Origin of the sequence: Streptomyces sp. NPDC056128 (assembly GCF_042263835.1) — a bacterium.
GTDB lineage: Bacteria > Actinomycetota > Actinomycetes > Streptomycetales > Streptomycetaceae > Streptomyces.
Map to the genome: position 1 here is coordinate 23,650 of NZ_JBHJVQ010000028.1, position 23,329 is coordinate 46,978.

A 23,329-nucleotide genomic window follows, 5' to 3' on the forward strand; every position below is an offset into this window, starting at 1 on the left:
TTCTCGTGTCACACGAGGTCCGTGCCGTAGTCGCTGTGAAGAGGGGCGCACCCGTCGAGGTGCAGACGATCGTCGTCCCGGATCCGGGGCCCGGCGAGGTTCTGGTCGCGGTGCAGGCCTGCGGGGTCTGTCACACGGATCTGCACTACCGCGAGGGCGCGATCACCGACGACTTCCCGTTCCTGCTGGGCCATGAGGCGGCCGGCACCGTCGAGGCGGTCGGCGAGGGCGTCACCGACCTCGCGCCGGGCGACTACGTGGTGCTGGCGTGGCGGGCGCCCTGCGGTGGCTGCCGGTCCTGCCGCCGCGGCCGCCCCTGGTACTGCTTCGACTCCCGCAACGCCGCCCGCCCGATGACCCTGCTCGACGGCACCCCGCTGACCACCGCCCTCGGCATCGGCGCCTTCGCCGAGAAGACGCTGGTCGCCGCGGGCCAGGCGGTGAAGGTCGACCCGGCCGCGCGGCCCGAGGCGGCCGGTCTCGTCGGCTGCGGGGTGATGGCCGGATATGGCGCCGCCGTCAACACCGGCGGCGTGGGCCGCGGCGACTCGGTCGCCGTGATCGGCTGCGGCGGCGTGGGCGACGCGGCGATCGCCGGTGCCGCCCTGAACGGCGCCATGAAGATCATCGCGGTCGACGTGGACGGCCGGAAACTGGACCGGGCGGAACGGTTCGGCGCGACGCACACCGTCGACTCCCGCGGCACGGACCCGGTCGAGGCGGTCCGCGCCCTCACCGACGGCCACGGCGTGGACATCGCGATCGACGCCGTGGGCCACCCGGAGACGTTCCGCCAGGCCTTCTACATGCGTGACCACGCCGGAGTGCTGGTCCAGGTCGGCGTGCCCACACCGGAGACGACGGTCGAACTGCCGCTCATCGACGTGTTCTCGCGCGGCGGTGCGATCAAGTCGTCCTGGTACGGCGACTGTCTGCCGAGCCGCGACTTCCCGTTCCTGATCGACCAGTACCTGTACGGGCTGCTCGACCTGGGCGCCTTCGTGTCGGAGACGACGACGCTGGACCGGGTGGAGGAGGCGTTCGGCAGGATGCGCCGCGGCGAGGTGCTGCGCTCGGTGGTGGTCCTGTGAGCGCCCGCGACCCGCGGACCCCGCCCCGCGTGGTGGTCATCGGCGCGGGCGTCGTCGGCTGCTCCCTCGCGGACGAACTGACCGCGCGTGGCTGGACGGACGTCACCGTCCTCGAACAGGGCCCGCTGCCCGCGCCCGGCGGCTCCACCTCGCACGCGCCCGGCCTCGTCTTCCGGACCAGTCCGTCGCGCACCCTGACGGCGTTCGCGCGGTACACCGTCGAGAAGTTCACGTCCCTCACCTGGGACGGCGCCCCGTGCTTCCAGCGGGTCGGCGGCCTGGAGCTGGCGACCACGCCGGAGCGCCTCGCCGACCTGCACCGCAGGGCCGGATACGCCGCCTCCTGGGGCGTGACCGGCGAGATCGTCGACGCCGCCCGCTGCAGGGAACTCTGGCCGCTCCTCGACGAGTCGGTGGTCCTCGGCGGCTTCCACACGCCGGGGGACGGGCTGGCCCGCGCCGTGCCCGCCTGCCGCGCCCAGCTGGACCGCGCCACCGCGCGGGGGGCCCGTTTCCTGGACCGGCACACGGTCACCGGCATCGAGCGGCAGGACGGCCGGGTCACGGGCGTCGTCACCGACCGCGGCACCTTCCCCGCCGACCACGTCGTCTCCGCCGCCGGATTCTGGGGACCGGTCGTCGGCCGCATGGCCGGCGTCGACGTGCCCCTGCAGCCGCTGGCCCACCAGTACGCGAGGACGGGTCCGCTGCCCGAGCTGAGCGGCGCCACCGAGGAGGCATCGAAGCCGATCCTCCGCTTCCAGGACCGCGACCTGTACTTCCGTGAGCACGGCGACCGCCTCGGCGTCGGCTCCTACGCCCACCGACCGCTGCCCGTCGACCCGTTCGCCGTGCCCGGCTACGACGCGTCACGCGCCCGGCACATGGACATGCCGTCGTCGTACCCCTTCACCCCGGAGGACTGGGCGCCGAGCTGGGAGGACTGCCGCCGGCTGATGCCCGCCCTGCGCGACTCGGACGTCGAGTCGGGCTTCAACGGCGTCTTCTCCTTCACCCCGGACGGCATGCCGGTCCTCGGCGAGTCCCGTGACCTGCGCGGCTTCTGGCTCGCGGAGGCGGTGTGGGTCACCCACTCGGCCGGTGTCGCCCAGGCCGTCGCCGAGTGGATGGTGGTCGGACGGCCGTCGCTCGACGTCCACGAGTGCGACCTCACGCGCTTCGAGGAGGCGCAGCGGTCACCGGCGTACATCCGCGACCGGGGCGCGCAGCAGTTCAGCGAGGTGTACGACGTGATCCACCCGCTCCAGCCGATGGAGCGGCCGCGTCCGCTCAGGGTCAGCCCGTTCCACGCACGGCAGCGGGAACTCGGCGCGTACTTCCTGGAGGGCGGCGGCTGGGAACGCCCGCACTGGTACGAGGCCAACGCCGGGCTCGCCGCGGACCCGCCCCTGCCCGACCGCGATGCCTGGTCGGCCCGGCACTGGTCGCCGATCGCGGCGGCGGAGGCCCGGGTGACCCGGGAGCGGGTCGCCCTGTACGACATGACGCCGTTGCGCCGCCTGGAGGTCACCGGACCGGGCGCCCTCGCCTTCCTGGACCGCATGACCAGCAACAACCTCCGCAAGAAGCCCGGCGCGGTCACCTACACCCTCCTCCTCGACGAATCCGGAGGCATCCGCTCCGACCTCACCGTCGCCCGCCTCGCCCCCGACCGCTTCCAGGTCGGCGCCAACTCCCCCGCCGACCTCGACCACCTGCTGCGCCACGCGCCCGCTGGGGAGGTGCACATCAGGGACATCACCTCCGGCACCTGCTGCGTCGGCGTCTGGGGCCCGCTCGCCCGCGACCTCGTCCAGCCGCTGACGCCGGACGACTTCTCGCACGAGGCGTTCGGCTACTTCCGCGCCCGGGAGACGTACGTCGGCCATGTCCCGGTGACCGTGATGCGCCTGAGCTACGTCGGTGAACTGGGCTGGGAGCTGTACACCACCGCCGACCTGGGCCTGCGGCTCTGGGACACGCTGTGGGAGGCCGGCCGGGACCTCGGCGTGATCGCCGCCGGACGCTCGGCCTTCAACTCCCTTCGCCTGGAGAAGGGATACCGGGCCTGGGGCACGGACATGACCGACGAGGACAACCCGTACGAGGCCGGTGTCGGCTTCGCGGTCCGCATGGACAAGGCGGACTTCGTCGGCAGGGCCGCGCTGGCCCGCGCGGGCGAGCCCGGCCGGCGCCTGACGCCGCTGCTCCTCGACGACCCGGCGGCCGTGGTCCTCGGCAAGGAGCCGGTCCACGTGGACGGCGCGCCCGCCGGGTACGTGACCAGCGCCTCGTACGGCTACACACTCGGCCGCTGTGTCGCCTACGCCTGGCTCCCCGCCGGCCTGGCCGTCGGCACCGGTGTGCACGTGGAGTACTTCGGCGAGAAGGTGCCCGCCACGGTCGCCGAGGAGCCGCTGTTCGACCCGAGGATGACCCGTATCCGCCGCTAGGACGCCAGGAGGCCCTTCTTGTCCCCCACCTACGACGTGATCGTCATCGGCCTCGGCGGCATGGGGAGCGCCGCCGCCCACCACCTGTCCGCGCGGGGCGCCCGCGTGCTGGGCCTGGAGCGGTTCGGCCCCGTGCACAACCGGGGCTCCAGCCACGGCGGTTCCCGGATCACCCGACAGTCGTACTTCGAGGACCCGGCGTACGTTCCCCTGCTGCTGCGCGCCTACGAGCTGTACGCCGACCTGGAGCGGGCCACCGGCCGGGACATCGCCCTCCTGTGCGGGGGCGTGATGGTGGGCCGGCCCGACTCCTGGACCGTGTCCGGCTCCCTGCGGTCGGCCCGCGAGTGGGACCTGCCGCACGAGATGCTGGACGCGCGGGAGATCCGCCGCCGGTTTCCGACGCTCGCCCCGCGGGACGACGAGGTCGCCCTGTACGAGGCCAAGGCCGGTCTGCTGCGTCCCGAGAACACGGTCGCCGCCCATCTCCAGCTCGCCACCCGGCAGGGCGCCGACCTGCACTTCGAGGAATCGGTGACGCGCTGGGAGCCGTACCGGGACGGCGTCCGCGTGCACACCGGCGAGAACACCTACACCGCCGCCCAGTTGGTGATCTGCCCGGGCGCCTGGGCGCCGCGGCTGCTCGCCGACCTCGGGGTGCCGTTCACGGTGGAGCGGCAGGTCATGTACTGGTTCCAGCCCCGGAACGGCATCGGCCCCTTCCTCCCGGCCAACCAGCCGATCTACGTCTGGGAGGACCCGGCCGGCGTCCAGGTGTACGGCTTCCCCGCGATCGACGGTCCGGACCACGGCGCCAAGGTCGCCTTCTTCCGCAAGGGGCAGGTCACCACCCCGGAAGCCATCGACCGGACCGTGCACGACCACGAGGTCCGGGCCATGGCGGACCACATGTCCGACCGTCTCCCCGACCTGCCCGGCACCTTCCTCAAGGCCGCCACCTGCATGTACACCACCACCGCGGACGAGCACTTCGTCATCGCCCGCCATCCCTCGCATCCCGGTTCGGTCACTGTGGCCTGCGGATTCTCCGGGCACGGCTTCAAGTTCGTGCCCGTCGTCGGCGAGATCCTCGCCGACCTGGCCCTGACCGGCGACACCGCGCACCCCATCGGTCTCTTCGACCCCGCTCGCCTCACCGCCGCGCCCGCCCGAGGAGCCAGCACGTGACGACGACCCCCCTGTCCCCCAGCCTCATCGCGACCCTGCCGGGCCGCTACTACACCGACCCGGAGATCTTCCGTCAGGAACAGCGGCAGGTCTTCGAGTCGCTGTGGTTCTGCGCGGTTCGCGGCGCCGACCTGGAACGGCCGGGCGCCTTCCGTACGGTGCAGGTCGGCGGCGAGAGCGTCGTCGTCACCCGCACCCGCACGGGCGCACTGCGCGCCTTCCTCAACATCTGCCGCCACCGCGGTGCCCGGCTGTGCCTGGAGGAGTCGGGCGAGGTGCGGCGCAGCCTGCAGTGCCCGTACCACGCCTGGACGTACGACCTCGACGGACGGCTGGTCGCCGCGCCCGGCCTCACGAAGATGCCGGACGTCGACCGCGCCGCGTACGGCCTGGCCGAGGTCGCCCTGCGCGAATGGCTCGGCTACGCCTGGGTGTGCCTGGCCGACGAGCCGCCCTCCTTCGAGGAGACGGTGCGCGGTGCCGTCGTCGAACGGCTCGGCGACCCGGCGGCGATCGAGCGCTACGGAACGGAGCGGCTGGCCCTCGGCCGACGCGTCCGGTACGACGTGCGGGCCAACTGGAAGCTGATCGTCGAGAACTTCATGGAGTGCTACCACTGCGCCACCATCCACCCCGAACTCACCGACGTGCTGCCCGAGTTCGCCGACGGCTACGCGGCCCAGTACTACGTGGGCCACGGCGCCGAGTTCGGCGAGGAGGTCAAGGGGTTCACGGTCGACGGCGGCGAGGGTTTCGACCGGCTGCCCGAGGTGGCGGAGAGCCAGGACCGCCGCTACTACGCCGTCACCGTCCGGCCGACGGTCTTCGTCAACCTCGTACCGGACCACGTGATCCTGCACCGCATGTTCCCGCTCGCCGAGGACCGCACGGTCGTCGAGTGCGACTGGCTGTACGCCCCCGACGTGGTGGCGTCGGGCGCGGACCTGTCACGGTCGGTGGAGCTGTTCCACCGGGTCAACACGCAGGACTTCGAGGCGTGCGAGCGAACCCAGCCCGCGATGTCGTCCCGCGCCTACCGCGGCGGTGGCGTGCTGGTGCCGACCGAGCACCACATCGGGCTCTTCCACGAGTGGCTGCTGGAGCGGCTCGGCGGGCCGACACGGAACGGCTAGGAGGGTGACTGGGCCGGGCGTTTGAACATGCGGGTGGCCGTGATCTCGCTGTGCACCGGCTCGCCCTCCCCCTCGGCGGCCGGGGCCGGCTGGGGCAGGCCGGGCCGCAGGTGCTCCTCGACGCTGATGTACTTCAGGCCGGCCCTGAGGTCGGCGTCGTTGCGCAACCGGATGACCAGCGGGAACTCGGCGAGCGCGGTCGTGTCGAACAGGCCGGTGGTGTACAGCAGCTGGACGCCGAGCGCGTCGGACACGGCCCGCTGGAGCTCCAGCAGGTAGGTGGCGTTGGCGCGCCCGATGGGGTTGTCGAGGAACAGGGTCCCGGCGTGGCGGTGCCGGTCGCGGCCCCGGTCGTTGCTGCGCAGCGCGGCCATCGTGCAGTACAGGGCGATGGCCGCGGTGAGCAGCTGGCCGCCGGAGAAGACGTCGCCCATCTGGCCGACGGGGACGCGCTCGGCGCGCAGTACGGCGTCGGGCTTGAGGATCTCGACGGCGACGCCCTTGGGTGCCAGGGCGGCGGCGACGCCCCGCAGCAGCAGGGACATGCCGTCGCGGCGCAGGTCGGAGTTCTTCTTCACGGCGGCGCGGGTGGCGTCGTCGACCACCTCGCCGAGCCGCTCGGTGAGGGTGGCCTGGTCGGGTTCCTCGAAGCGGATGCGCAGGAACTCCTGCCCGGACCACTCCCCCAGCCCTTCCGGCAGCCGGGAGAGGCGCTGGGCGGAGCGGAGGGTGGCGAGGGCCGACTCGACCAGGCCGCGCAGCCGGTCCACGATCGAGTCGCGGTTGCGCTCCAACTGCGCCAGCTCGTCGGTGAGGACGCGGAGCCGGGGCGCGAAGGCGTCCGCCCACTTGGCCGCGTGCTCGGGCAGCGTCGCGGCGGGCAGCTCGCGGATCTGCTGCCGCGCGGGGGTGCGGACCTGCTCGTAGCGGGTGGAGTTGGCGTGCCGGACCAGGACGTCGCTCGCCTCGCGGACCCCGGCCTCGGCGGCGGACAGGTCGGCGGCGCAGCCGCGCAGCGAACGGCGGGCCTCACCGGCCGACTGGCGGGCCTCCTCCAGACCCGCCGGATAGGGCTCGGGTTCTTCCTGCTCCTCGTCGGCCGCGTGCTCGCGCAGCAGGTCGCGGAGCATGGCGGCGATCTCGTCGAAGCCGCCGGCGGCGTCCTCGGCGGCGCGGTGCGTGTCGAGCAGTCCGGCGTGGGCGTCGCGGGCCTGGGTGAGCGCCTCGGTGTGGGAGGCGAGTTCGGCGGTGGCCGTGCGCAGCAGGGTCTGGGCGTGGTCGGCGTCGCGCGGGAGGAGTTCCTCGGGCAGCTCGGTGTGGGCGTCGCCCTCCTCGGGCGCGTGCCGTTCGGCCTCGCCGCGCAGCCGGCCGAGCTGTTCGCTCGCGCTCGACATGCGGGTCTCCAGGAGCTGCACCAGCTCCTCGGCGCGGGCGGCGGCGGCCTGCCGGGACGGCCCGTCGGAGCCGTCGGGCGACTCCAGGAGCTGCCCGGCCCGGGTGCGGACCTTGTTGCTGAGCCGGTCCAGGTCCCCGCGCGCGGCGCTCTCGTCGCTCTCGGCACGGGCCTGTTCGGCGCGCAGGTCGGCACCCACGCCGACCTTCTCGTACACCTGGGACGCGGCGCGGTAGGCCTCGCGCAGGTCCGGCAGGGACGCCTTCGGCGCGTCCGTGCCGGTCCCGGGCGTGTCCGGTCCGTCCTCGGGTACGTCGTCGGGGGCGCCGGCGATCTCGGAGCGCTCGGCGCGCAGCGCGCGGGCGGTGCGCCGGGCGTCGTCGGCGGCGCGCTGGGCGGCGCGGCGGTCCTCGTCGGCCGCGCGGGCCCGGTCCAGGCAGGCCTGGGCGCGGGCCTCGGCCTCGGCGCCCTCGTCGGCCAGTTCCCGCAGGCGGACCTGCCAGCCCGCCCGTTCGCGCAGCCGGAAGGCGAGCCCGGCGAGGGCGTCGGCGGCGCGGCGGGCCTTCTGCGCGGCCTCCTGCCGTTCGTCCCGCAGGTGCACGGCCTCGGCGGCGGCCTCGTCCGCCTCGGTCCGCGCGGTGCGCGCCTCGGTCAGTTCGGCCTCGGCCTCGTCGGCGAAGGCACGGGCCTCCTCGGCGGTCCGGGCGAGTTCGGTGAGGCGTCCGGCGGGGCAGCCGGTGCGCCAGGAGGCGAGCCGGGCGGCCAGCTCGCGGTCCTTGCCGAGCCGGGCGGCGAGGGTGCGGATCTCCTCGTCCCGCCGGGTCGCCCGCGCGCGCAGCGCGTGCCGCTCCTCGTCGGCCGCGTGCTCGTCGTGCATCGCGGGGTTCGGCGGTACGAGGAAGACGTCCCCGGCGTCGGAGTCGGGGGCCGGGGTGGGGGCGAGCAGGGCGGCGGCGGTGCCGACGGCGACAGCGGAGCGCGGGAGCAGGGCCGCGTCGCCAAGGACGTCGCGCGCGCGGGTGTGCGAGTCGGGGTCGGTGATGATGACGCCGTCGACCAGCTCGGGCCGGGCGGCCAGCACGCGCGCGTGGTCGGCGGGGTCGACGGCCTGCGCGAGGTAGCGCCAGCCGGGCAGGGCGGGGATGCCGTGCTCGCCCAGGAACTCCACGGTGGCCAGCACGTCGGGGCCGGGCGGCAGCAGTCCGCCGTCGCCGAGCGCGCCGAGGATGCGGGAGTCGTCGGCGGCGGCGGTGCGCAGGTCGAACAGCTGGCGTTCGGCGGAGGAGACGGTGTCGTCGAGCAGTTCGCGCAGTTCGTCGGCGAAGCGGTCGAGTTCCTGGGGCGTCAGGGCGCCGTCGGCCCGCGCGGGTGCGGGGTCGTGGTCCGCGTCGTGGCGGGGCTGCGGGATGCCGGGGCGGGTGCCGGGGGCGAGGCCGAGCAGTTCCGCGAGGCGTTCCTCGACGGCCAGTGCCTCGGCCGTGCGGCGCTCGGCCTCGTGGGCGCGTTCGGCCGCGGTGGCGGCGTCGGCCGCGCGGGCGGCCGTCAGTTCGGCGCGGCTCTCGGCGGACGACGTCTCGCGCGCGTGCTCGGTGGCCCGGCGTGCCGACTCACGGGCGGTGTCCCAGGCCGCGACGGTGCTCTTCTCGGCGTCGCTGGCGGCGAGGGCCGCGCGGGCGGGGTCGGCGTCGGGCGCGCTGTCGTCGAGCCAGCCGGCCCGGACCGCTTCGGTGGTCTCCTGCTCGACCTCGGTGAGGCGCTGGCGCAGGTGCCCGACCTCGCTGCGGGCGCGCTGCGCCTCGGTGGCGGCGGTGGTGGAGTCGCGGTGCGCCGCGTCGCTGACCTCCTGGAGGGCGGCGGACCGCTCCTCCTCCTCGTTGGCGTGGCCCTCGGCCCGGCCGGCCGCCGCGTGCAGGGCGCGGACGAGGTCGACGGCGGCCTTGGCACGGGCGGCGAGCGCGGGGGCCGCGTCCCGCTCGGCCTCCTGGATGGCGGCGGACACGCGGGCGACGCGGTCGGCGGCGGCGCGGTGGCGCAGTACGGCCTCGGCGGCCTGCCAGGCGGAGTGCAGGGTGCGCGCGTCGGCGAGTTCGCGCTTCTGGGCGGCGGCGGACTTCTCGGCCCCGGTCAGGGCGAGCGAGGCGTGCCGGTAGGCGAGTTCGGCGGCGATGAGGGCGCTGCGGTCGCGGGCCGACTCGGCGTGGGTGACGGCGCGGGCGGCGGCGGTGACCCGCTGGGCGAGGTCCGAGGCCCTGACCCGCTCCTGGGCGCCGCGCGCGGTGAGCCGCCGGGCGAGGGTCCTGGTCCGGCGTTCGGCCGCGGTGTGGATGTCGCGCGCACGGGTGCGGACCTCGGCGGCCTCGACGATCCGGCCGAGCAGCTCGACGGACCCGGCGGTGAAGTCGCGTTCGGCGATCAGCTCGGCGCGCCGGCCCAGCTTGTTGCCGAAGCCGCTCACCAGGTCGGCGAGTCCGTCGGTGTCACGGGTGTCGGTGACCGCGCGCAGCAGCAGGTCGGTGAAGTCGGCGTCCTTCTTGACGGCGAAGAGGCCGGCGGCCTCGCCCTCGTCGGCGTTCATCTCGCGCTGGTAGCGGAAGAGTTCGGGGTCGAGGCCGAGGTCGCCGAGGTGCTCGATCCAGCGGTCGTGGATCTCCTCCCAGTGCACCTCCAGGTGCGGGTACGCCTTGGCGGCCTCGGTGAGCGCGTCGCGGAAGCCCTTCATGGTGCGCCGCCTGCCCTGGGCGCCGGAGACGCCCTCCACGGGCGGGCGTACGGCGGTGGCCTCGGCGACGGGCAGGTTGTCCAGGGTCAGTCCGGGCCCGGGCCGGAAGGAGTACCAGGCCTCGGCGAACTTGCGGGGGTCGTTGGAGACCTGGCGGCCGCGCCACTCGCTGGCCTTGCCGACGACGACGCACTCGCCGCTCTGCACGTGCTGCCACTCCAGCGCGACGTGTCCGCAGTCGTCGGCGAGCAGGAACTTGCGCAGGACGCCCGAGCTGGCGCCGCCCAGGGTGTTGCGGTGGCCCGGCAGCATCACCGAGAAGATCAGCTTGAGCAGGACGGACTTGCCGCCGCCGTTCTCCAGGAACAGCACCCCCGCGGGGGCGGGCCGGCGCGGCGGGCCGACCGGCTCCTCCTCGAAGAACTCCGCCTGCGTGGGCGCGGGGTCGGGCACGGGCTCGCCCACACCGCGCAGGTCAAGCACGGTGTCGGCGTAGCGCGCACCGGCGGGTCCGATGGAGTAGAGGCGGACCCGGGACAGCTCGTACATGGCGGACTCTCGTAAGTCTTCGGGAAGTCGGGGAGGTGGGGCGGCGGTGCGCGCGGGGTCAGGGCGAGTGGAACGGCAGCCCGGCGTCGGCCACCAGCTCCAGGTCTTCCGTCTCCTCGGCGGGCAGCAGCGTCGCCGTGCCGTCGGTGACCGGGACGACGCCCAGGTCCAGCAGCTCGGCCATGGCGGCGCTGCCCGCCATGTCGCGCACCTGGAGCTGGTACCGCGCGGTCGTGCGGTAGGTGCCGCCGCTGTCGTCGCCGGTGCGCTGGAGGAAGCCGGACTCGGTGAGGAAGGCGGCGGCCTTGCCGACGATGCCGGTGGTGGAGCCGGGGAGCCTGCGGGCGTCCTTGGTGGCGCCGGTGGAGCTGCGTCTGGCCCAGATCCGCCAGGCGGCCTCCAGGCCGGGGGCGTCGGTGGCCGGGTCGGTGTTCTCGCCCTGCTCGTCGGCGCGCTCCTCCAGCCGGCGGCAGGCCTGGCGGACGAAGGCGTCCACGCCGTTGACCGTGACGCGGCCGATGTAGCCGTCGTCGGCGAGGTCCTCGGGGCGCGGGTAGGCCATGGCGGCGACGGCGAGGTGGGCGAGGCCGTGCAGGAAGCGGTCGCCGGAGTCGGTGGCGGCGCGGCGCGCGTAGTCGCCCATGCGGACGGCGAACACCGAGTCCTCGGCGGCGGTGACGGCCATCCCCGCGCGCGGGGAGACTTCCAGCACGATCAGTCCGAGGCCGGCCGCGACGGCGTCGGCGAGGCGCGCGAAGGGCGGGTCCTCGCGGTACCGGCGCAGCAGGTCGGCGTACTCCTGGTCGCGGGCGGGCAGCAGCTTGGGCTGGAGGCCGAAGGAGACGAGCCGCGCCGCGTCGGCGGCGTCGGCGGGCGTGACGGCCGCGGTGGCCGGCGCGGCACCCGCCTCCGGTTCGCTCCGGTCGACGTGCTCGGTCACGGTCGGTACTCCTTGCTGTGCTGGCGCTCGTGGCTGGGCGGTGGCTCGTGCTGTTCGGATCGCCGGGGCGTGCGGCGGTGGCGGGTGTGGCGGTGGGAGGCCGTCATGCCGCCTCCGTCCGTGCGGCGGCCATGCCCGCCGCGTCCAGCAGCGCGGTGCCGACGATGAGGTCGGCGCCGCCGAACTCGTGGTCGTCCAGCTCGGTGCCGTCGTCCACGGCGAACAGCAGCTTCGGCTCGCCCTGCCGGTAGGCGGTGCCGACCGGCGGGCTGGCCGCGTGCACGGCCAGCAGGGCGACGAGGTAGGGCAGTTCGGGGTCCTGGGCGCGGGCGTCGGCCAGCAGTCCCGACAGCCGGCGCGGGGCGTCGTGCGGGAGGTCGAGCAGCTCCATGGCGGCCGCGAGCTGCTCCTCGCTGAAGCGGCTGTCGTCCGGGGTGGCGATCAGGTCGGGTTCCGGCATCTCGGCGCCCAGGTGCTCCCGCTCCACCGGCGGGGTCAGGAGTATGTCGACGAGGTCGCCGACCCGGACGGAGACGGGCGTGCGCAGTCCGGTGCCGCGGGCGAAGAAGGCGTCGGTGACGCGCAGCGCCCGCTCCAGGGGCAACGGCAGGACGGGGGCGACCAGATGGCCGTAGAGATCGAGGCCGGAGGTGGTCAGGGGCGTGGCGAAGGCCTGCCGGTCCTGTTCGGCGCGGAAGAGGGGGCCGGCCTCCAGGAGGCGGGACTGGAGCTGGGTGTGGCGGCGGATGCAGTCCTTGACGATGTCGACCAGCTCGGCCGCGCGGCGCTTGTGCTCCTGGTCCTCGGACTCGTCGCGGGCCTTGCGGATGTTGGTGAGGATCGCGTTCTCGTGCCGGTAACGGTCGGCGACGTGGTCCAGGGCCTCGGCGATCATGTCGGGGACGGCGCTCAGCCAGTCCACCGCGCGCACGTTGCGCCGGGTGGCGTCCAGGGCGCGGCGCAGGGTCTCGGAGTACTGCACGGTCCGGTACCGGGCCTGTTCGGCGGCGAGCTGGGCGTCGGCGAGGCGGCCCCGGCTGATCAGCACCTCCAGCTTGACCTCGGCGGCGATCTGGGCGCTGGTGACGTCGGTGTCCAGGGCGCCGACCAGGACGTTGACCGCCTCGTCCGTGGTGCGCAGGTAGACGGTGCCGCCGGGGCCGGGGACCTCTTCCAGGAGCTTGAAGTCGTAGTCCCGGCGGACGTAGGTACCGTCCGGTCCGAAGGTGCCGTAGACCGCGCGGAAGCCGCGGTCGACGCTGCCGACGTTGATCAGGTTCTCCAGGACCCAGCGGGCCACCCGCTCGTGCTCGGCGGCGGGACGGCGCGGGGCCTGGGCGGCGACGCGCGGGATCAGCCTGGCCACTATCTGGTCGTGGTCGGCGCCGGTGTCGAAGTCCATGTTCAGCGTGACGAGGTCGATGGCGGCGAGGGCGACCTCGGCCATGCCGTACACCGAGTACTCGCCCGCGAGGTTGGCCTTGCGGGCGTCCAGGTCGTGCAGCGGCGCCGTGCAGGCGAGCGCGCGCAGCCGCCGCGCCAGTCCCTCGTCGGCGGCCGGGCCCGGGGCAGGGCGCGGCCCCGCGCTGAGCTGGGGCGGAACGCTGTCCGTCGGTGCAGGCGAAGTCACGGTGCACAGACTAGGTCCTCGGTCTGACATCGACCCAAACGAGGCAGATGCGCCCCGACACGGCAGGCCGCCGGCCGCGGGGACCGGGGGCGTGGCCGGGCCGGCGGGGACCAGGGCCGTGGCCGGCGCGGCGGGGCGAGCACGGGATCTAGGGGGTGTCGTCCCCGACCCGCCGCAGGTAGACCTCCACGACGCGCTTGAGCGAGTTGTCGAGGTAGACCGCGAGCAGGCGCTCCGCCGTCTCCCGCTCGCCGTTCTCCAGGGCCGCCAGAAGCTCCGCGTTCCGTGCGATGTACGGCTCGTGCAGGCGCCGCGGGTCGTCCACGACGTGGAAGGCGAGGCGGAGTTCGGCGAAGACGCTGCGCATCAGCTCGTCGGTGCGTTCGCTGCCGGCGAGGGCGACCAGTTCCCGGTGGAAGTGGATGTTGGCGGTACCGACGGCTTTCCAGTCACCTTCGCGGGCCGACCGGCGCCCGTCCTCGACGGCCTCGGCGAGCCCTTCGAGGGCGTAGGGGGGCCTGCCGAGGCCGCGTACGACGGCGCACTCGACGAGGGAGCGGGTGCGGTAGATGTCCTCGACGTCCTCGACGGTCAGGACCCGGACGAAGACGCCCCGGTTCAGCTCGTGGACGAGCAGGCGTTCGTGGGTGAGCAGGCGGAACGACTCGCGCAGGGTGTTGCGGGAGACGCCGAGCGCGCCGCCGATGCTGTCCTCGGACAGGCGGGTGCCGGGCGGGAAGTAGCCCTCGGCGATCCGGCTCCTGAGGATGTCCGAGACCCGCTCGGCGGTGCTGGTCCGGCCCAGGAGGGCGCGGTCGTCTGCCAGTCCCGTCAACTGCTCTGCCATGCCCGGAATTCAATCGCAGATACCAGAACGAAACAACAGGGGTATTGAGGGATCGTTGAACAATCCCCTACGGTGCCAGGAAGTGCACGCACCCTCCGTCCTCCCCCTGCGAGGTGCCCATGAGCACAACCCCTCCCCCACGGGCCCTGTCCACCGAGGCGCGTCCCGGCACGGATGAACACAGCACTGAAGACGGCGCTTTCGGCTGGCTGCGCGCCCTCGGCCCGCGGGGCCGTCGCGCCTTCGGCGGCGCGTTCGGCGGGTACGCCCTCGACTCCTACGACTACTTCACACTGCCGCTCACCATGGTGGCGCTGGCCGCGTACTTCAATCTGGACAGCGGCCAGACCGGCCTGCTCACGACGGTCACCCTGGTCGTCTCGGCGATCGGCGGCGCCCTCGCGGGCGTCCTGGCCGACCGCGTCGGCCGGGTCAAGGCGCTGCTGCTCACCGTGATCACCTACGCCGTGTTCACGGTGGCGTGCGGTTTCGCCCCCAACTACGAGACGCTGCTGGTCTTCCGCGCCCTCCAGGGGCTCGGCTTCGGCGGCGAGTGGGCGGTCGGCGCGATCCTGGTGGCCGAGTACGCGAGTGCCAAGCACCGGGGCCGTACCCTCGGCGCGATCCAGAGCTCCTGGGCCGTGGGCTGGGCGCTCGCGGTGGTCGTGTACACGCTGGTGTTCTCACTGGTCGGCGACGATCTGGCCTGGCGGGTCATGTTCTGGACGGGCGCGCTGCCGGCGCTGCTCGTGGTCTGGGTCAGGCGCAGCGTCCACGACGCGCCGAAGGCCACCGAGATCCGGGAGCAGGGCGCGAGCAAGGGCTCCTTCGCGGCGATCTTCAAGCCCGGTACGGCCGGCGCGCCCGGCCTGCTGCGCGTCACGCTCTTCGCCAGCCTGCTCTCCACCGGCGTCCAGGGCGGCTACTACACCCTCGCCACCTGGGTGCCGACCTATCTGAAGGACGAACGCGACCTGTCGGTCGTCGGCACGGGCGGCTATCTGACCTTCCTCATCTCGGGCGCCTTCATCGGCTACCTCACCGGCGGCTACCTGACCGACGTGCTGGGCCGCAAACGCAACATCTGGCTGTTCGCCCTGCTGTCGGCGGTCTGCATCCTGGCGTACGCCAACATCCCCGACGGCGCCAACACCCTGCTCCTGGTGCTCGGTTTCCCGCTCGGCTTCTGCATGTCGGCCATCTTCAGCGGCTTCGGCTCGTACCTGAGTGAGCTGTACCCGACGGCGGTACGGGGCGCGGGCCAGGGCTTCACGTACAACACCGGACGCGCCGTGGGCGCCGTCTTCCCGACCACGGTCGGCTTCCTGGCCGACAGCTGGGGCGTGGGCGGCGCGCTGGTCTTCGGTGCCATCGGCTACGGCATCGCGGCGCTGGCTCTGCTGTGGCTGCCGGAGACGCGCGGAAAGGAACTGGCGTGAAGCACTCACAGCACGTGGCCGAGGACCGGCCGCTGGCCCTCGTCGAGCGGCACGCGCACGCGTGGAGCCCGAAGACCGCCCGCTCCCTCTTCCGGGAGGGGCTGGCCGGCCCGACGGCCGGGGTCGCGGCGGGCCACACCCAGGCCAACCTGATCTCGGTGCCCGCCGACTGGGCGTACGACATGCTGCTGTTCTGCACCCGCAACCCGCAGCCCTGTCCGGTGCTCGACGTCACCGACGCCGGGTCCTGGACCACGGTGCTCGCCGACGGCGCGGACCTGCGCACCGATCTGCCGCGCTACCGGGTGTGGCGGGACGGCGAGCTGGTGGCGGAGCCGACGGACGTGCGGGCGCACTGGCGGGACGATCTGGTGACATTCCTGATCGGGTGCAGCTTCACCTTCGAGTGGGCGCTGGCCTCGGCCGGCGTCCCGATCCGGCACGTCGAGCAGGGCCGCAACGTCCCGATGTACGTCACCACGCGTCAGTGCCGTCCGGCGGGGCGGCTGCACGGCCCGATGGTGGTGTCGATGCGGCCCGTGCCGCCCGCGCACCTGTCGGCGGCGATCCACGAGACCAGCCTGCTCCCGGCGGTGCACGGCAGCCCGGTGCACTGCGGCGACCCGTCGGCGCTCGGCATCGAGGACCTGGGCCGGCCCGACTTCGGCGACGCGGTGGACGCCGAGCCGGACGACATCCCGGTGTTCTGGGCCTGCGGGGTGACCCCTCAGGCGGCCGTCATGGCCTCGCGGCCGCCCTTCGCCGTGACCCACGCGCCGGGGCAGATGTTCCTCACCGACGCGCGCGACGAGCAGTACCGCGTCGCCTGACCCCGGACGCCCCTGCGGGCGCCCGAGAGCGGAGACACTGGAGACATGACCTCGATCGACCTCAACGCCGACCTCGGCGAGGGCTTCGGCCGCTGGCGGCTCACCGACGACGAGGGCCTGCTCTCCGTCGTCACCAGCGCCAACGTCGCGTGCGGCTTCCACGCCGGTGACCCGGCCACCATGCGGCGGGTGTGCGAGCTGGCGGCCGAGCGGGGCGTGACGGTCGGCGCCCAGGTCTCCTACCGGGACCTGGCCGGATTCGGACGGCGCGCCATGGACGTGCCGCCCGCCGAGCTGGCGACGGAGGTGGCCTACCAGATCGGCGCCCTGGAGGTCTTCGCCCGCGCGGCGGGCACGCGCGTGGCGTACGTCAAACCGCACGGTGCCCTCTACAACCGGGTGGTCCGGGACGAGGAGCAGGCCGCGGCGGTCGTCGACGGCGTGCTCCTGGCGGGCGGCGCGCTGCCCGTCCTCGGGCTGCCCGGCTCGCGTGTCCTGGAGCGGGCCGCGGGGGCGGGACTGCCTGCCGTGCCGGAGGCGTTCGCGGACCGGGCGTACACCGACCAGGCCACGCTGGTGCCGCGCGGGCAGGAGGGCGCGGTGGTCACCGAACCCGAGTCCGTCGTGGCCCGCTCCGTGGAGCTGGCCCGCTCCGGCACGGTCACCGCCCGGTCGGGAGCGGTGGTCGAGGTCCACGCCCGCTCCCTGTGCGTGCACGGCGACACGCCGGGCGCGGTGGACCTGGCCCGCCGGGTGCGGGAGCGCCTGGAGGCGTCGGGCGTCCGGGTGGAGGCCTTCGCATGAACGTCCTGCCGGTCGGCGACGACGCCCTGCTGGTCGAGGTCTCCTCGGGCGAGGAGGCGGAGGCGCTGCGGGTGGAGCTGCTGCGGCGCCGCGCGGAGGGCGCGCTCGCCGCGCGGGAGATCGTCCCGGCGGCACGCACCGTCCTGCTCGACGGCGTCGCCGACCGGGCCCGGCTCGCGGCCGAACTGACCGCCGCCGAGGTTCCGCCCGCTCCCCCGCGCGCGGGGGACGTCGTCGAGATCCCGGTCCGCTACGACGGCCCGGACCTGGCCGACGTGGGCGCGCACTGGGGGGTGACGCCGCAGGAGGTGGCGCGCATCCACGCGGGCACCGAGTTCCGGGTCGCCTTCTGCGGGTTCGCGCCCGGCTTCGGCTATCTGACCGGCCTTCCCGCGCGGTACGACGTGCCGCGCCGGGACACCCCGCGCACGGCCGTCCCGGCCGGTTCGGTGGCGCTGGCCGGTCCTTACACGGGCGTGTACCCGCGCTCGTCGCCGGGCGGCTGGCAGTTGATCGGCACCACGGACGCCGTCCTGTGGGACCACACGCGCGTGCCCGCGGCGCTGCTGTCGCCCGGCACACGCGTCCGGTTCGTTCCCGAAGGACCCCACGGACGGCAGGGCGACTCATGACGGACCGCGCGCTCGCCGTCGTCCGGGCCGGGGCCCTGACCACCGTGCAGGACCGGGGCCGCCCCGGTCACGCGCACCTCGGCGTCCCGCGTTCCGGGGCGCTCGACGCGCCCGCCGCCGCGCTGGTCAACCGGCTGGTCGGCAACCCGCCCGACGCGGCCGTCCTGGAGACCACCCTCACCGGCTGCGCCCTGCGCCCCCGGTGCGCGGTGACCGTGGCGGTCGGTGGCGCGCCCTGCCCGGTGACGGTGGACGGCAGGCCGGTGTCCTGGGGCGCGCCGGTGGGTGTGCCGGCGGGCGCGCTGCTCGACGTGGGGTCGGCCGGCTCAGGCGTCCGCTCCTATGTGGCCGTCTCCGGTGGCGTCCTCGTCGAGCAGGTGCTCGGCAGCCGCTCCACCGACCTGCTGTCCGGCCTGGGTCCGCCGCCTCTCTCCGACGGCATGGTGCTCGCCCTGGGTCGGCCGCGCGGGCGGCACGCGTGTGTGGACGTCGCCCCGCAGCCGGCGCCCCCGGCGGAGCTGATCCTGCGGGTGACGCCGGGCCCGCGCGCGGACTGGTTCACGCCGGAGGCGGTACGGACGTTCACCTCGCGCGCGTACCGGGTGTCGGCCGCGAGCAACCGCATCGGACTGCGCGTGGAGGGACCCTCGCTGGAGCGTGCCCGCGCGGGCGAACTGCCCAGCGAGGGCATGGTGCTGGGCGCGGTCCAGGTGCCGCCGGACGGCCGGCCCGTGGTGTTCCTGGCCGACCATCCGACGACCGGCGGCTATCCGGTGATCGGCGTCGTCCGCTCCCGGGACCTCCCGGCGGCGGCCCAGGCAGTGCCGGGGACGCCGGTGCGGTTCGTGGCGGTACGCGGGAGCTGACGCGGAGGTGGAGGTGCGCCCGGCACTGGACGTCCCCTTCGCCTCCAGCGGCGGCTCTCAGGCCGCCTCCGCCTCCCGTCCACCGTTCGACGAGAGCCCCGCGAGGGCGGCGGTGACCGCCGCGGACGTGCGCAGGTCGAGCCGGGCGCTCGTCCCGCGCGCGTGGTGGCGCAGTTCGCCGGCGGCCAGGGTCAGGAGTTGGGGCAGCAGGTCGGTGCAGCGCCGGGCCACCCAGCCGGTGCCGGCGGTGGCCAGCCACCAGAGACTCGCCGCCCGGGTGGGGGCGGCGAACTCGTTGTCGGGCGAGGGCGCGGGACCGGTGGCGACGCCGCGCTCGGCGAGCAGTGCGTGGAAGCGCAGGGCCAGTTGGCGGTGGCCCCGCTCGCCGGGATGCAGCCGGTCCGCGCTCCACATCGAGCGGTCCGTCGTCCAGCCGCCCTCGCACGCGTGCAGGTGCACCGCCCCGTACCGGTCGGACAGGGCGTGCACCACGGCGTTGACCGCCCGCTGCCGCCGGGCCAGTGGACGGGCGAGCGCGTCCGGCAGCCCGAGCATCGCCCCGGGGTCCGGCAGACACGCCGTGAGCAGCAGCGCGCCGCGCGCGGTGCAGGCGGCGTACACCGTGTCGAGGCGGGCGGCGACCGCCCCGAGGTCGAAGGTGCGGCGCAGGGTGTCGTTGACGCCGACGACGACGGACACGAGGTCGGGGCGCAGGGCGAGGCCGGCCGGCAGCTGCCGCTCGGCCACGTCACCGGTCTGCGCGCCGCTGCGGGCGAGGTTGGTGAAGAGGACGGGCTGCTCGGCGAGTCCGGTGGCGAGCAGCGCGGCCCAGCCCCGCCAGCCGTGCCCCACGGGGTCGCCCACGCCCTCGGTCAGCGAGTCGCCGAGGGCCACGAAGCGGAGGCGTCTCATGACACGGTCTCCGGCAGCGCGGGGCGCGTGGGGACGGCCGCGTCGTGCGCGGCGAGGAACGCCTCGACCGCCGTGTCCCAGCCGAAGCACTCGGCACGCGCGCGTGCCTTCTCGCGGCGGTCCGCCTCCCGGCGTCCGAGCAGCGACTCCACGGCGTCCGCGAAGGCCTCCCCGTGGTCGGCGGCGACGGCCCCGGCGGAGCCGATCACCTCGGGCAGCGCCGACGACGCGCTCGCGACCACGGGTGTGCCGCAGGCCATCGCCTCCAGCGCGGCGAGCCCGAAGGTCTCGGCCGGTCCGGGGGCCAGGCACACGTCGGCGGACGCCTGGAGCGCGCCCAGCAGTCCGGGGTCGGCGACGTGACCGAGGAAGGTCACCGGCAGCCCGCGCTCCCGCGCCCGCTGTTCGAGCCGCGCCCGCAGCGGTCCGTCACCGGCCACCACCAGCACCGCCCGGGCGCCGCGCCGCCGGAGCGTGTCGAGGGCGTCCAGAGCTGTGCCGGGCCGCTTCTCGACGGAGAGCCGGGAGCACGTCGCCAGCAGGACCTCGTCCCCGCGCGCGAAACGGGCCCGCAGACCCGGGTCGCGCAGCGAGGGGTGCCGCCCGGCCAGGTCGACGCCGAGTGGGGCCCGTACGACGTTGCGGGCGCCGACCCGGACGAACTCCCGCTCGGCGAACTCGGTGGTGCACACCACGCGCGCGTAGGTGTGCGCCGTACGGATGTTGAGCGCGTCGGCGGCGCGCCGGGCGGCCGGCTCGGGCAGGCCCCACGTGCGCAGCACGCCGTCGGTGGTCTCGTGGGAGACCATCACGGCGGGGACCCTGGCGCGCCGGGCCCACCGGCCGGTCCAGCGCAGCGTGGTGCGGTCGGACACCTCCAGGCGGTCGGGCGCCAGATCCGCCAGGAGCGCGCTCACGCGCCGCCTGTCGGTCAGGACGCGGTAGCCGCCGGTGCCGGGCAGGAGCGGCCCGGGGAGGGTGATCACCCGGCCCTGCTCGGTCTCCCGGTCGTCGGCGTGCTCGCCCGGGACGACGAGGACGGGGTCGTGTCCGGCCGCCCGGTATCCCCGGCCCAGCTCGCGCAGCGCGGTGCGCAGGCCGCCCGAGGCGGGTGCGACGAAGTTGGCGAGCCGGACGATCCGCAGCGCGTTCATGCCGCCAGCACCGCCTTCCGCGAGGCCAGCACGTCCCTGTAGTGCCCGATCAGGCGGTCGCCGACCGCCGCCCACGTGCGCCCCTCGACCTTCGCCCGGCCGGCCGCCCCGTACGCGGCCCGCAGTACGGGGTCCGCGGACAGCGACCACACCGCGTCCCGTACGGCGGCGGCGTCGCGCGGCGGCACCAGCAGCCCGGTGCTGCCGTGGGCCACCAGATCGAGCGGGCCGCCGGCCGCGGGGGCGACGACGGGCACGCCGCTGGCCATGGCCTCCTGGACGGTCTGGCAGAACGTCTCGAAGGGCCCGGTGTGCACGAAGACGTCCAGGGAGGCGAAGACCCGGGCCAGCTCCTCGCCGGTGCGGCGGCCGAGGAAGACGGCGCCGGGCAGCGCCTGTTCCAGGCCCGGCCGGCTGGGCCCGTCCCCGACGACCACCACGCGCACGCCCTCCAGTGCGCAGACGCCGGACAGCAGCTCCACCTGCTTCTCGGGGGCGAGGCGGCCGACGTAGCCGACGATCAGCTCGCCGGTCGGGGCGAGCCCGCGGCGCAGCTCCTCGTCGCGCCGGTCGGGCCGGAAGCGGACGGTGTCCACTCCGCGCGGCCACAGGCCGACCCGGGGCACGCCGTGCGCCCGGAGGTCGCGCAGGGCCGCGCTGGAGGGGGCGAGGGTGAGGTCGGCGGCGGCGTGCACGGAGCGGATGCGGCGCCAGGCGGCCGCCTCGCCCGCCCCCATGTAGGTGCGGGCGTAGCCGGCGAGGTCGGTCTGGTAGACGGCCACGGCGGGCACGCCGAGGCGGGCGGCGGCGGTCATGCCCCGGACGCCGAGGACGAAGGGGCTGGCCAGGTGGACGACGTCCGCGCGGTGTTCGGCGATGGCGGCGGCCACGCGCCGGCTGGGCAAGGCGACGCGGACCTGGGGGTAGCCGGGGAGGGGGAGGGAGGGGACGCGGACGAGCGGGCACGGAGCGGAGGCGTCCGCCGCGTGGCCGGCGGCGGTGGCCGGTGCGACGACGACGCAGTCGTGACCGCGGTCGACGAGGTGCCGGGCGGTCTGCAGCGCGCAGTGGGCGACGCCGTTCACATCGGGGGGAAAGGATTCGGTCACGATGACGACACGCATACCGGTGTTGTCGCCGGACTGGACGTGCTCGCGTCAACGTCGATCTTTCCGGCCGGGAAACGTCCCATGAGCGTTGCCCGTGCGACCGGGCGGGTCGGGGGACGGCCATGTCCGGCGGGCCCGCGCGCCATCCGTCGTTCACGCGGGGACGGTGGCGCCGGACCGTGCGCGGTCCGGCGCCACCGTCCTCGGGGCGTCTCACACGGCGGGCGCGTCCGGTCCGAAGCGGCTGCGTACGGCCGTCTGGACCTCGTCCTCCTCGGCCGGATCGGCGGCCAGCCTGCGCAGCCGTTCGACGACCCGGTTGTCGCCGGTCTCGGCGTGGCGGGCGGCGACCTCGCGGGTGGTCTCCTCGCAGTCCCACAGGCACTCGATGGCGAAGCCCGCGGCGAACGACGGGTCGGTGGCGGCCAGCGCACGGGCGGCCCGGCCACGCAGATGGGAGGAGGCGGTCTCGCGGTAGATGTGGCGCAGCACGGGGGCGGCACAGGCGATGCCGAGGCGCCCGGTGCCGTCGACGAGGGTCCACAGGGTCGGCGCGTCGGGGCCTTCGCCGCGTACGGCCTCCCGCAGGGCGGCGAGGACGAGGTCGCGGTCCTGGGCCGCGCCCCGGCAGGCGAGCACCCGTCCGGCGGCGGCGCCGAGGGCGTCGGGGCGGTGCACCCAGCCGCGGGCCCGGTCGACGGCGGCGAGGCTGCGCATGCGCTCGTAGGCGGCGACGGCGGCCTCCACGACCGGGGTCGGGCCGGTGGTCGCGGCCCCCTCGATCAGGTCGAGCACGTCGGGATCATTGGCGTCGGCGAGATAGTGCAGGGCGGTGCCGCGGGCGCCCTCGGTGCCGGACCGGGCGGCCTCGACGATCTCGGGCCGGTCCTCGGGTCCCGCGACGGCGGTGAGGCAGCGGGCGGCCGGCACGTGGAGCACGGCGCCGCGCTCGATGCCCTGCTCGGCCCACTCGAACACGGCCCGCACGCTCCAGCCCGGACGCGGGCCGGTGGGATTCATCTGCCGCTGCCAGCGGTCGAAGCTGCCCGTCTCGTGGGCGGCACGCACACGCGTGGCGATCGATTCGCGGGGATCGTCGGCCCACAGCCGCCAGGGCCGTGGTTCGAAGGCGTCCCGCACGGCGACGGCCAGCTCGGCCTCGCCCTCGGGATCGCGCGGGAAACGCGCCAGCACGGGCGCGGCGAGGGCGCGCAGCCCGGCGTCGTCGTCGCGCAGCGCCAGCTCGTCCAGGGCCCACGCCCAGTTGACGCCGTGGGCGGCGTACCGGCGCAGCAGTTCGAGCGCGTCCAGCCTGCCGTAGGACGCGAGGTGCCCGAGGACGGCGAGGGCCAGCCCGGTACGCGACTCGTCGGCGTCCAGGACGTCCTCGGGGTCGAAGAGGTGGGCCTCGATCGCGTCCAGCTCGCCATGGAGGTCGAGGTAGAGGCGGGCGTAGTAGAGGGAGCGGTTCTCGACCTGCCAGTCGTGGCGGGGGTCGTGGAGAACGCAATGGTTCAGAGCCGCCAGCGCTTCGGGGCGCGGGGCGGTGAGCGCGTGCAGCGTGCCGTCGCCGCGACCCCGCTGAAGCAGGCCGAGCAGCGTACCGCTGGGCGCTATGACCGGATCGAACATGGGAAACA

General features: G+C 74.9%; 17 protein-coding genes. 9 read left to right on the forward strand and 8 right to left on the reverse strand.

Annotated features, from left to right (window positions below; genetic code table 11):
- Window positions 1-5 precede the first annotated feature (5 nt).
- From ACFC1X_RS32655 to ACFC1X_RS32670, 4 genes are read left to right on the forward strand one after another with little or no spacing between them, the layout of a single operon-like run.
- The gene (locus ACFC1X_RS32655) at window positions 6-1,091 is read left to right on the forward strand and encodes an S-(hydroxymethyl)mycothiol dehydrogenase (protein WP_307010389.1); all 1,086 of its coding nucleotides are present in this window, start codon (window positions 6-8) and stop codon (window positions 1,089-1,091) included.
- On the forward strand, window positions 1,088-3,544 hold the full coding sequence (locus tag ACFC1X_RS32660; RefSeq protein WP_376360742.1) for an FAD-dependent oxidoreductase: 2,457 nt from the start codon (window positions 1,088-1,090) through the stop codon (window positions 3,542-3,544). Before ACFC1X_RS32655 ends, ACFC1X_RS32660 begins: the two co-directional genes overlap by 4 nt.
- 18 nt (window positions 3,545-3,562) lie before the next feature.
- On the forward strand, window positions 3,563-4,732 hold the full coding sequence (gene solA, locus ACFC1X_RS32665; RefSeq protein WP_376360745.1) for an N-methyl-L-tryptophan oxidase: 1,170 nt from the start codon (window positions 3,563-3,565) through the stop codon (window positions 4,730-4,732).
- Entirely contained in the window at window positions 4,729-5,865 is a 1,137-nt protein-coding gene (locus ACFC1X_RS32670) for an aromatic ring-hydroxylating dioxygenase subunit alpha (protein WP_376360748.1), read from the forward strand. The genes solA and ACFC1X_RS32670 overlap by 4 nt, the downstream gene beginning before the upstream one ends.
- Here ACFC1X_RS32670 and ACFC1X_RS32675 read toward each other — a convergent pair.
- The 4 genes from ACFC1X_RS32675 to ACFC1X_RS32690 form a co-directional block, all read right to left on the reverse strand.
- Window positions 5,862-10,526 carry a hypothetical protein gene (locus ACFC1X_RS32675; protein ID WP_376360751.1) on the reverse strand — a complete coding sequence of 1,555 codons (4,665 nt, stop codon included), beginning with the start codon at window positions 10,524-10,526 and terminating at the stop codon, window positions 5,862-5,864. The two genes, ACFC1X_RS32670 and ACFC1X_RS32675, sit on opposite strands and share 4 nt — an antisense overlap.
- A 58-nt stretch (window positions 10,527-10,584) precedes the next feature.
- A complete protein-coding gene (locus ACFC1X_RS32680) occupies window positions 10,585-11,466 on the reverse strand; it encodes a hypothetical protein (protein ID WP_376360754.1) in 882 nt (293 codons plus the stop codon).
- Between the two features lie 103 nt (window positions 11,467-11,569).
- Window positions 11,570-13,096 (reverse strand): hypothetical protein, encoded by a 1,527-nt coding sequence (locus ACFC1X_RS32685; protein WP_234958217.1) that lies wholly within the window; start codon window positions 13,094-13,096, stop codon window positions 11,570-11,572.
- A gap of 148 nt (window positions 13,097-13,244) precedes the next feature.
- Window positions 13,245-13,943, reverse strand: coding sequence for a GntR family transcriptional regulator (locus tag ACFC1X_RS32690; protein WP_376360758.1), 699 nt, complete (start codon window positions 13,941-13,943; stop codon window positions 13,245-13,247).
- Window positions 13,944-14,062: 119 nt separating this feature from the next.
- On the opposite strand from ACFC1X_RS32690, the gene ACFC1X_RS32695 reads away from it, so the two are divergent.
- From ACFC1X_RS32695 to ACFC1X_RS32715, 5 genes are read left to right on the forward strand one after another with little or no spacing between them, the layout of a single operon-like run.
- Window positions 14,063-15,382 (forward strand): MFS transporter, encoded by a 1,320-nt coding sequence (locus ACFC1X_RS32695; RefSeq protein WP_376360761.1) that lies wholly within the window; start codon window positions 14,063-14,065, stop codon window positions 15,380-15,382.
- The gene (locus ACFC1X_RS32700; protein WP_376360764.1) at window positions 15,379-16,212 is read left to right on the forward strand and encodes a putative hydro-lyase; all 834 of its coding nucleotides are present in this window, start codon (window positions 15,379-15,381) and stop codon (window positions 16,210-16,212) included. The genes ACFC1X_RS32695 and ACFC1X_RS32700 overlap by 4 nt, the downstream gene beginning before the upstream one ends.
- 45 nt (window positions 16,213-16,257) lie before the next feature.
- Window positions 16,258-17,016, forward strand: a complete 759-nt coding sequence (locus tag ACFC1X_RS32705; protein ID WP_376360767.1) for a LamB/YcsF family protein — start codon at window positions 16,258-16,260, stop codon at window positions 17,014-17,016.
- Entirely contained in the window at window positions 17,013-17,648 is a 636-nt protein-coding gene (locus ACFC1X_RS32710; protein WP_376360770.1) for an allophanate hydrolase subunit 1, read from the forward strand. The genes ACFC1X_RS32705 and ACFC1X_RS32710 overlap by 4 nt, the downstream gene beginning before the upstream one ends.
- Window positions 17,645-18,514 carry a biotin-dependent carboxyltransferase family protein gene (locus tag ACFC1X_RS32715; RefSeq protein WP_376360772.1) on the forward strand — a complete coding sequence of 290 codons (870 nt, stop codon included), beginning with the start codon at window positions 17,645-17,647 and terminating at the stop codon, window positions 18,512-18,514. Before ACFC1X_RS32710 ends, ACFC1X_RS32715 begins: the two co-directional genes overlap by 4 nt.
- Before the next feature lie 57 nt (window positions 18,515-18,571).
- Here the strand turns inward: ACFC1X_RS32715 and ACFC1X_RS32720 are convergent, their stop codons facing one another.
- The 4 genes from ACFC1X_RS32720 to ACFC1X_RS32735 form a co-directional block, all read right to left on the reverse strand.
- Complete coding sequence (locus ACFC1X_RS32720) at window positions 18,572-19,426, reverse strand: SGNH/GDSL hydrolase family protein (protein ID WP_376360775.1); 855 nt, start codon at window positions 19,424-19,426, stop codon at window positions 18,572-18,574.
- Complete coding sequence (locus ACFC1X_RS32725) at window positions 19,423-20,580, reverse strand: glycosyltransferase (protein ID WP_376360777.1); 1,158 nt, start codon at window positions 20,578-20,580, stop codon at window positions 19,423-19,425. Before ACFC1X_RS32725 ends, ACFC1X_RS32720 begins: the two co-directional genes overlap by 4 nt.
- Window positions 20,577-21,704: a glycosyltransferase family 4 protein gene (locus tag ACFC1X_RS32730; RefSeq protein WP_376360780.1), complete on the reverse strand. Its 1,128-nt coding sequence runs from the start codon at window positions 21,702-21,704 to the stop codon at window positions 20,577-20,579. Before ACFC1X_RS32730 ends, ACFC1X_RS32725 begins: the two co-directional genes overlap by 4 nt.
- Before the next feature lie 198 nt (window positions 21,705-21,902).
- On the reverse strand, window positions 21,903-23,321 hold the full coding sequence (locus ACFC1X_RS32735) for a HEAT repeat domain-containing protein (RefSeq protein WP_376360783.1): 1,419 nt from the start codon (window positions 23,319-23,321) through the stop codon (window positions 21,903-21,905).
- Window positions 23,322-23,329 lie beyond the last annotated feature (8 nt).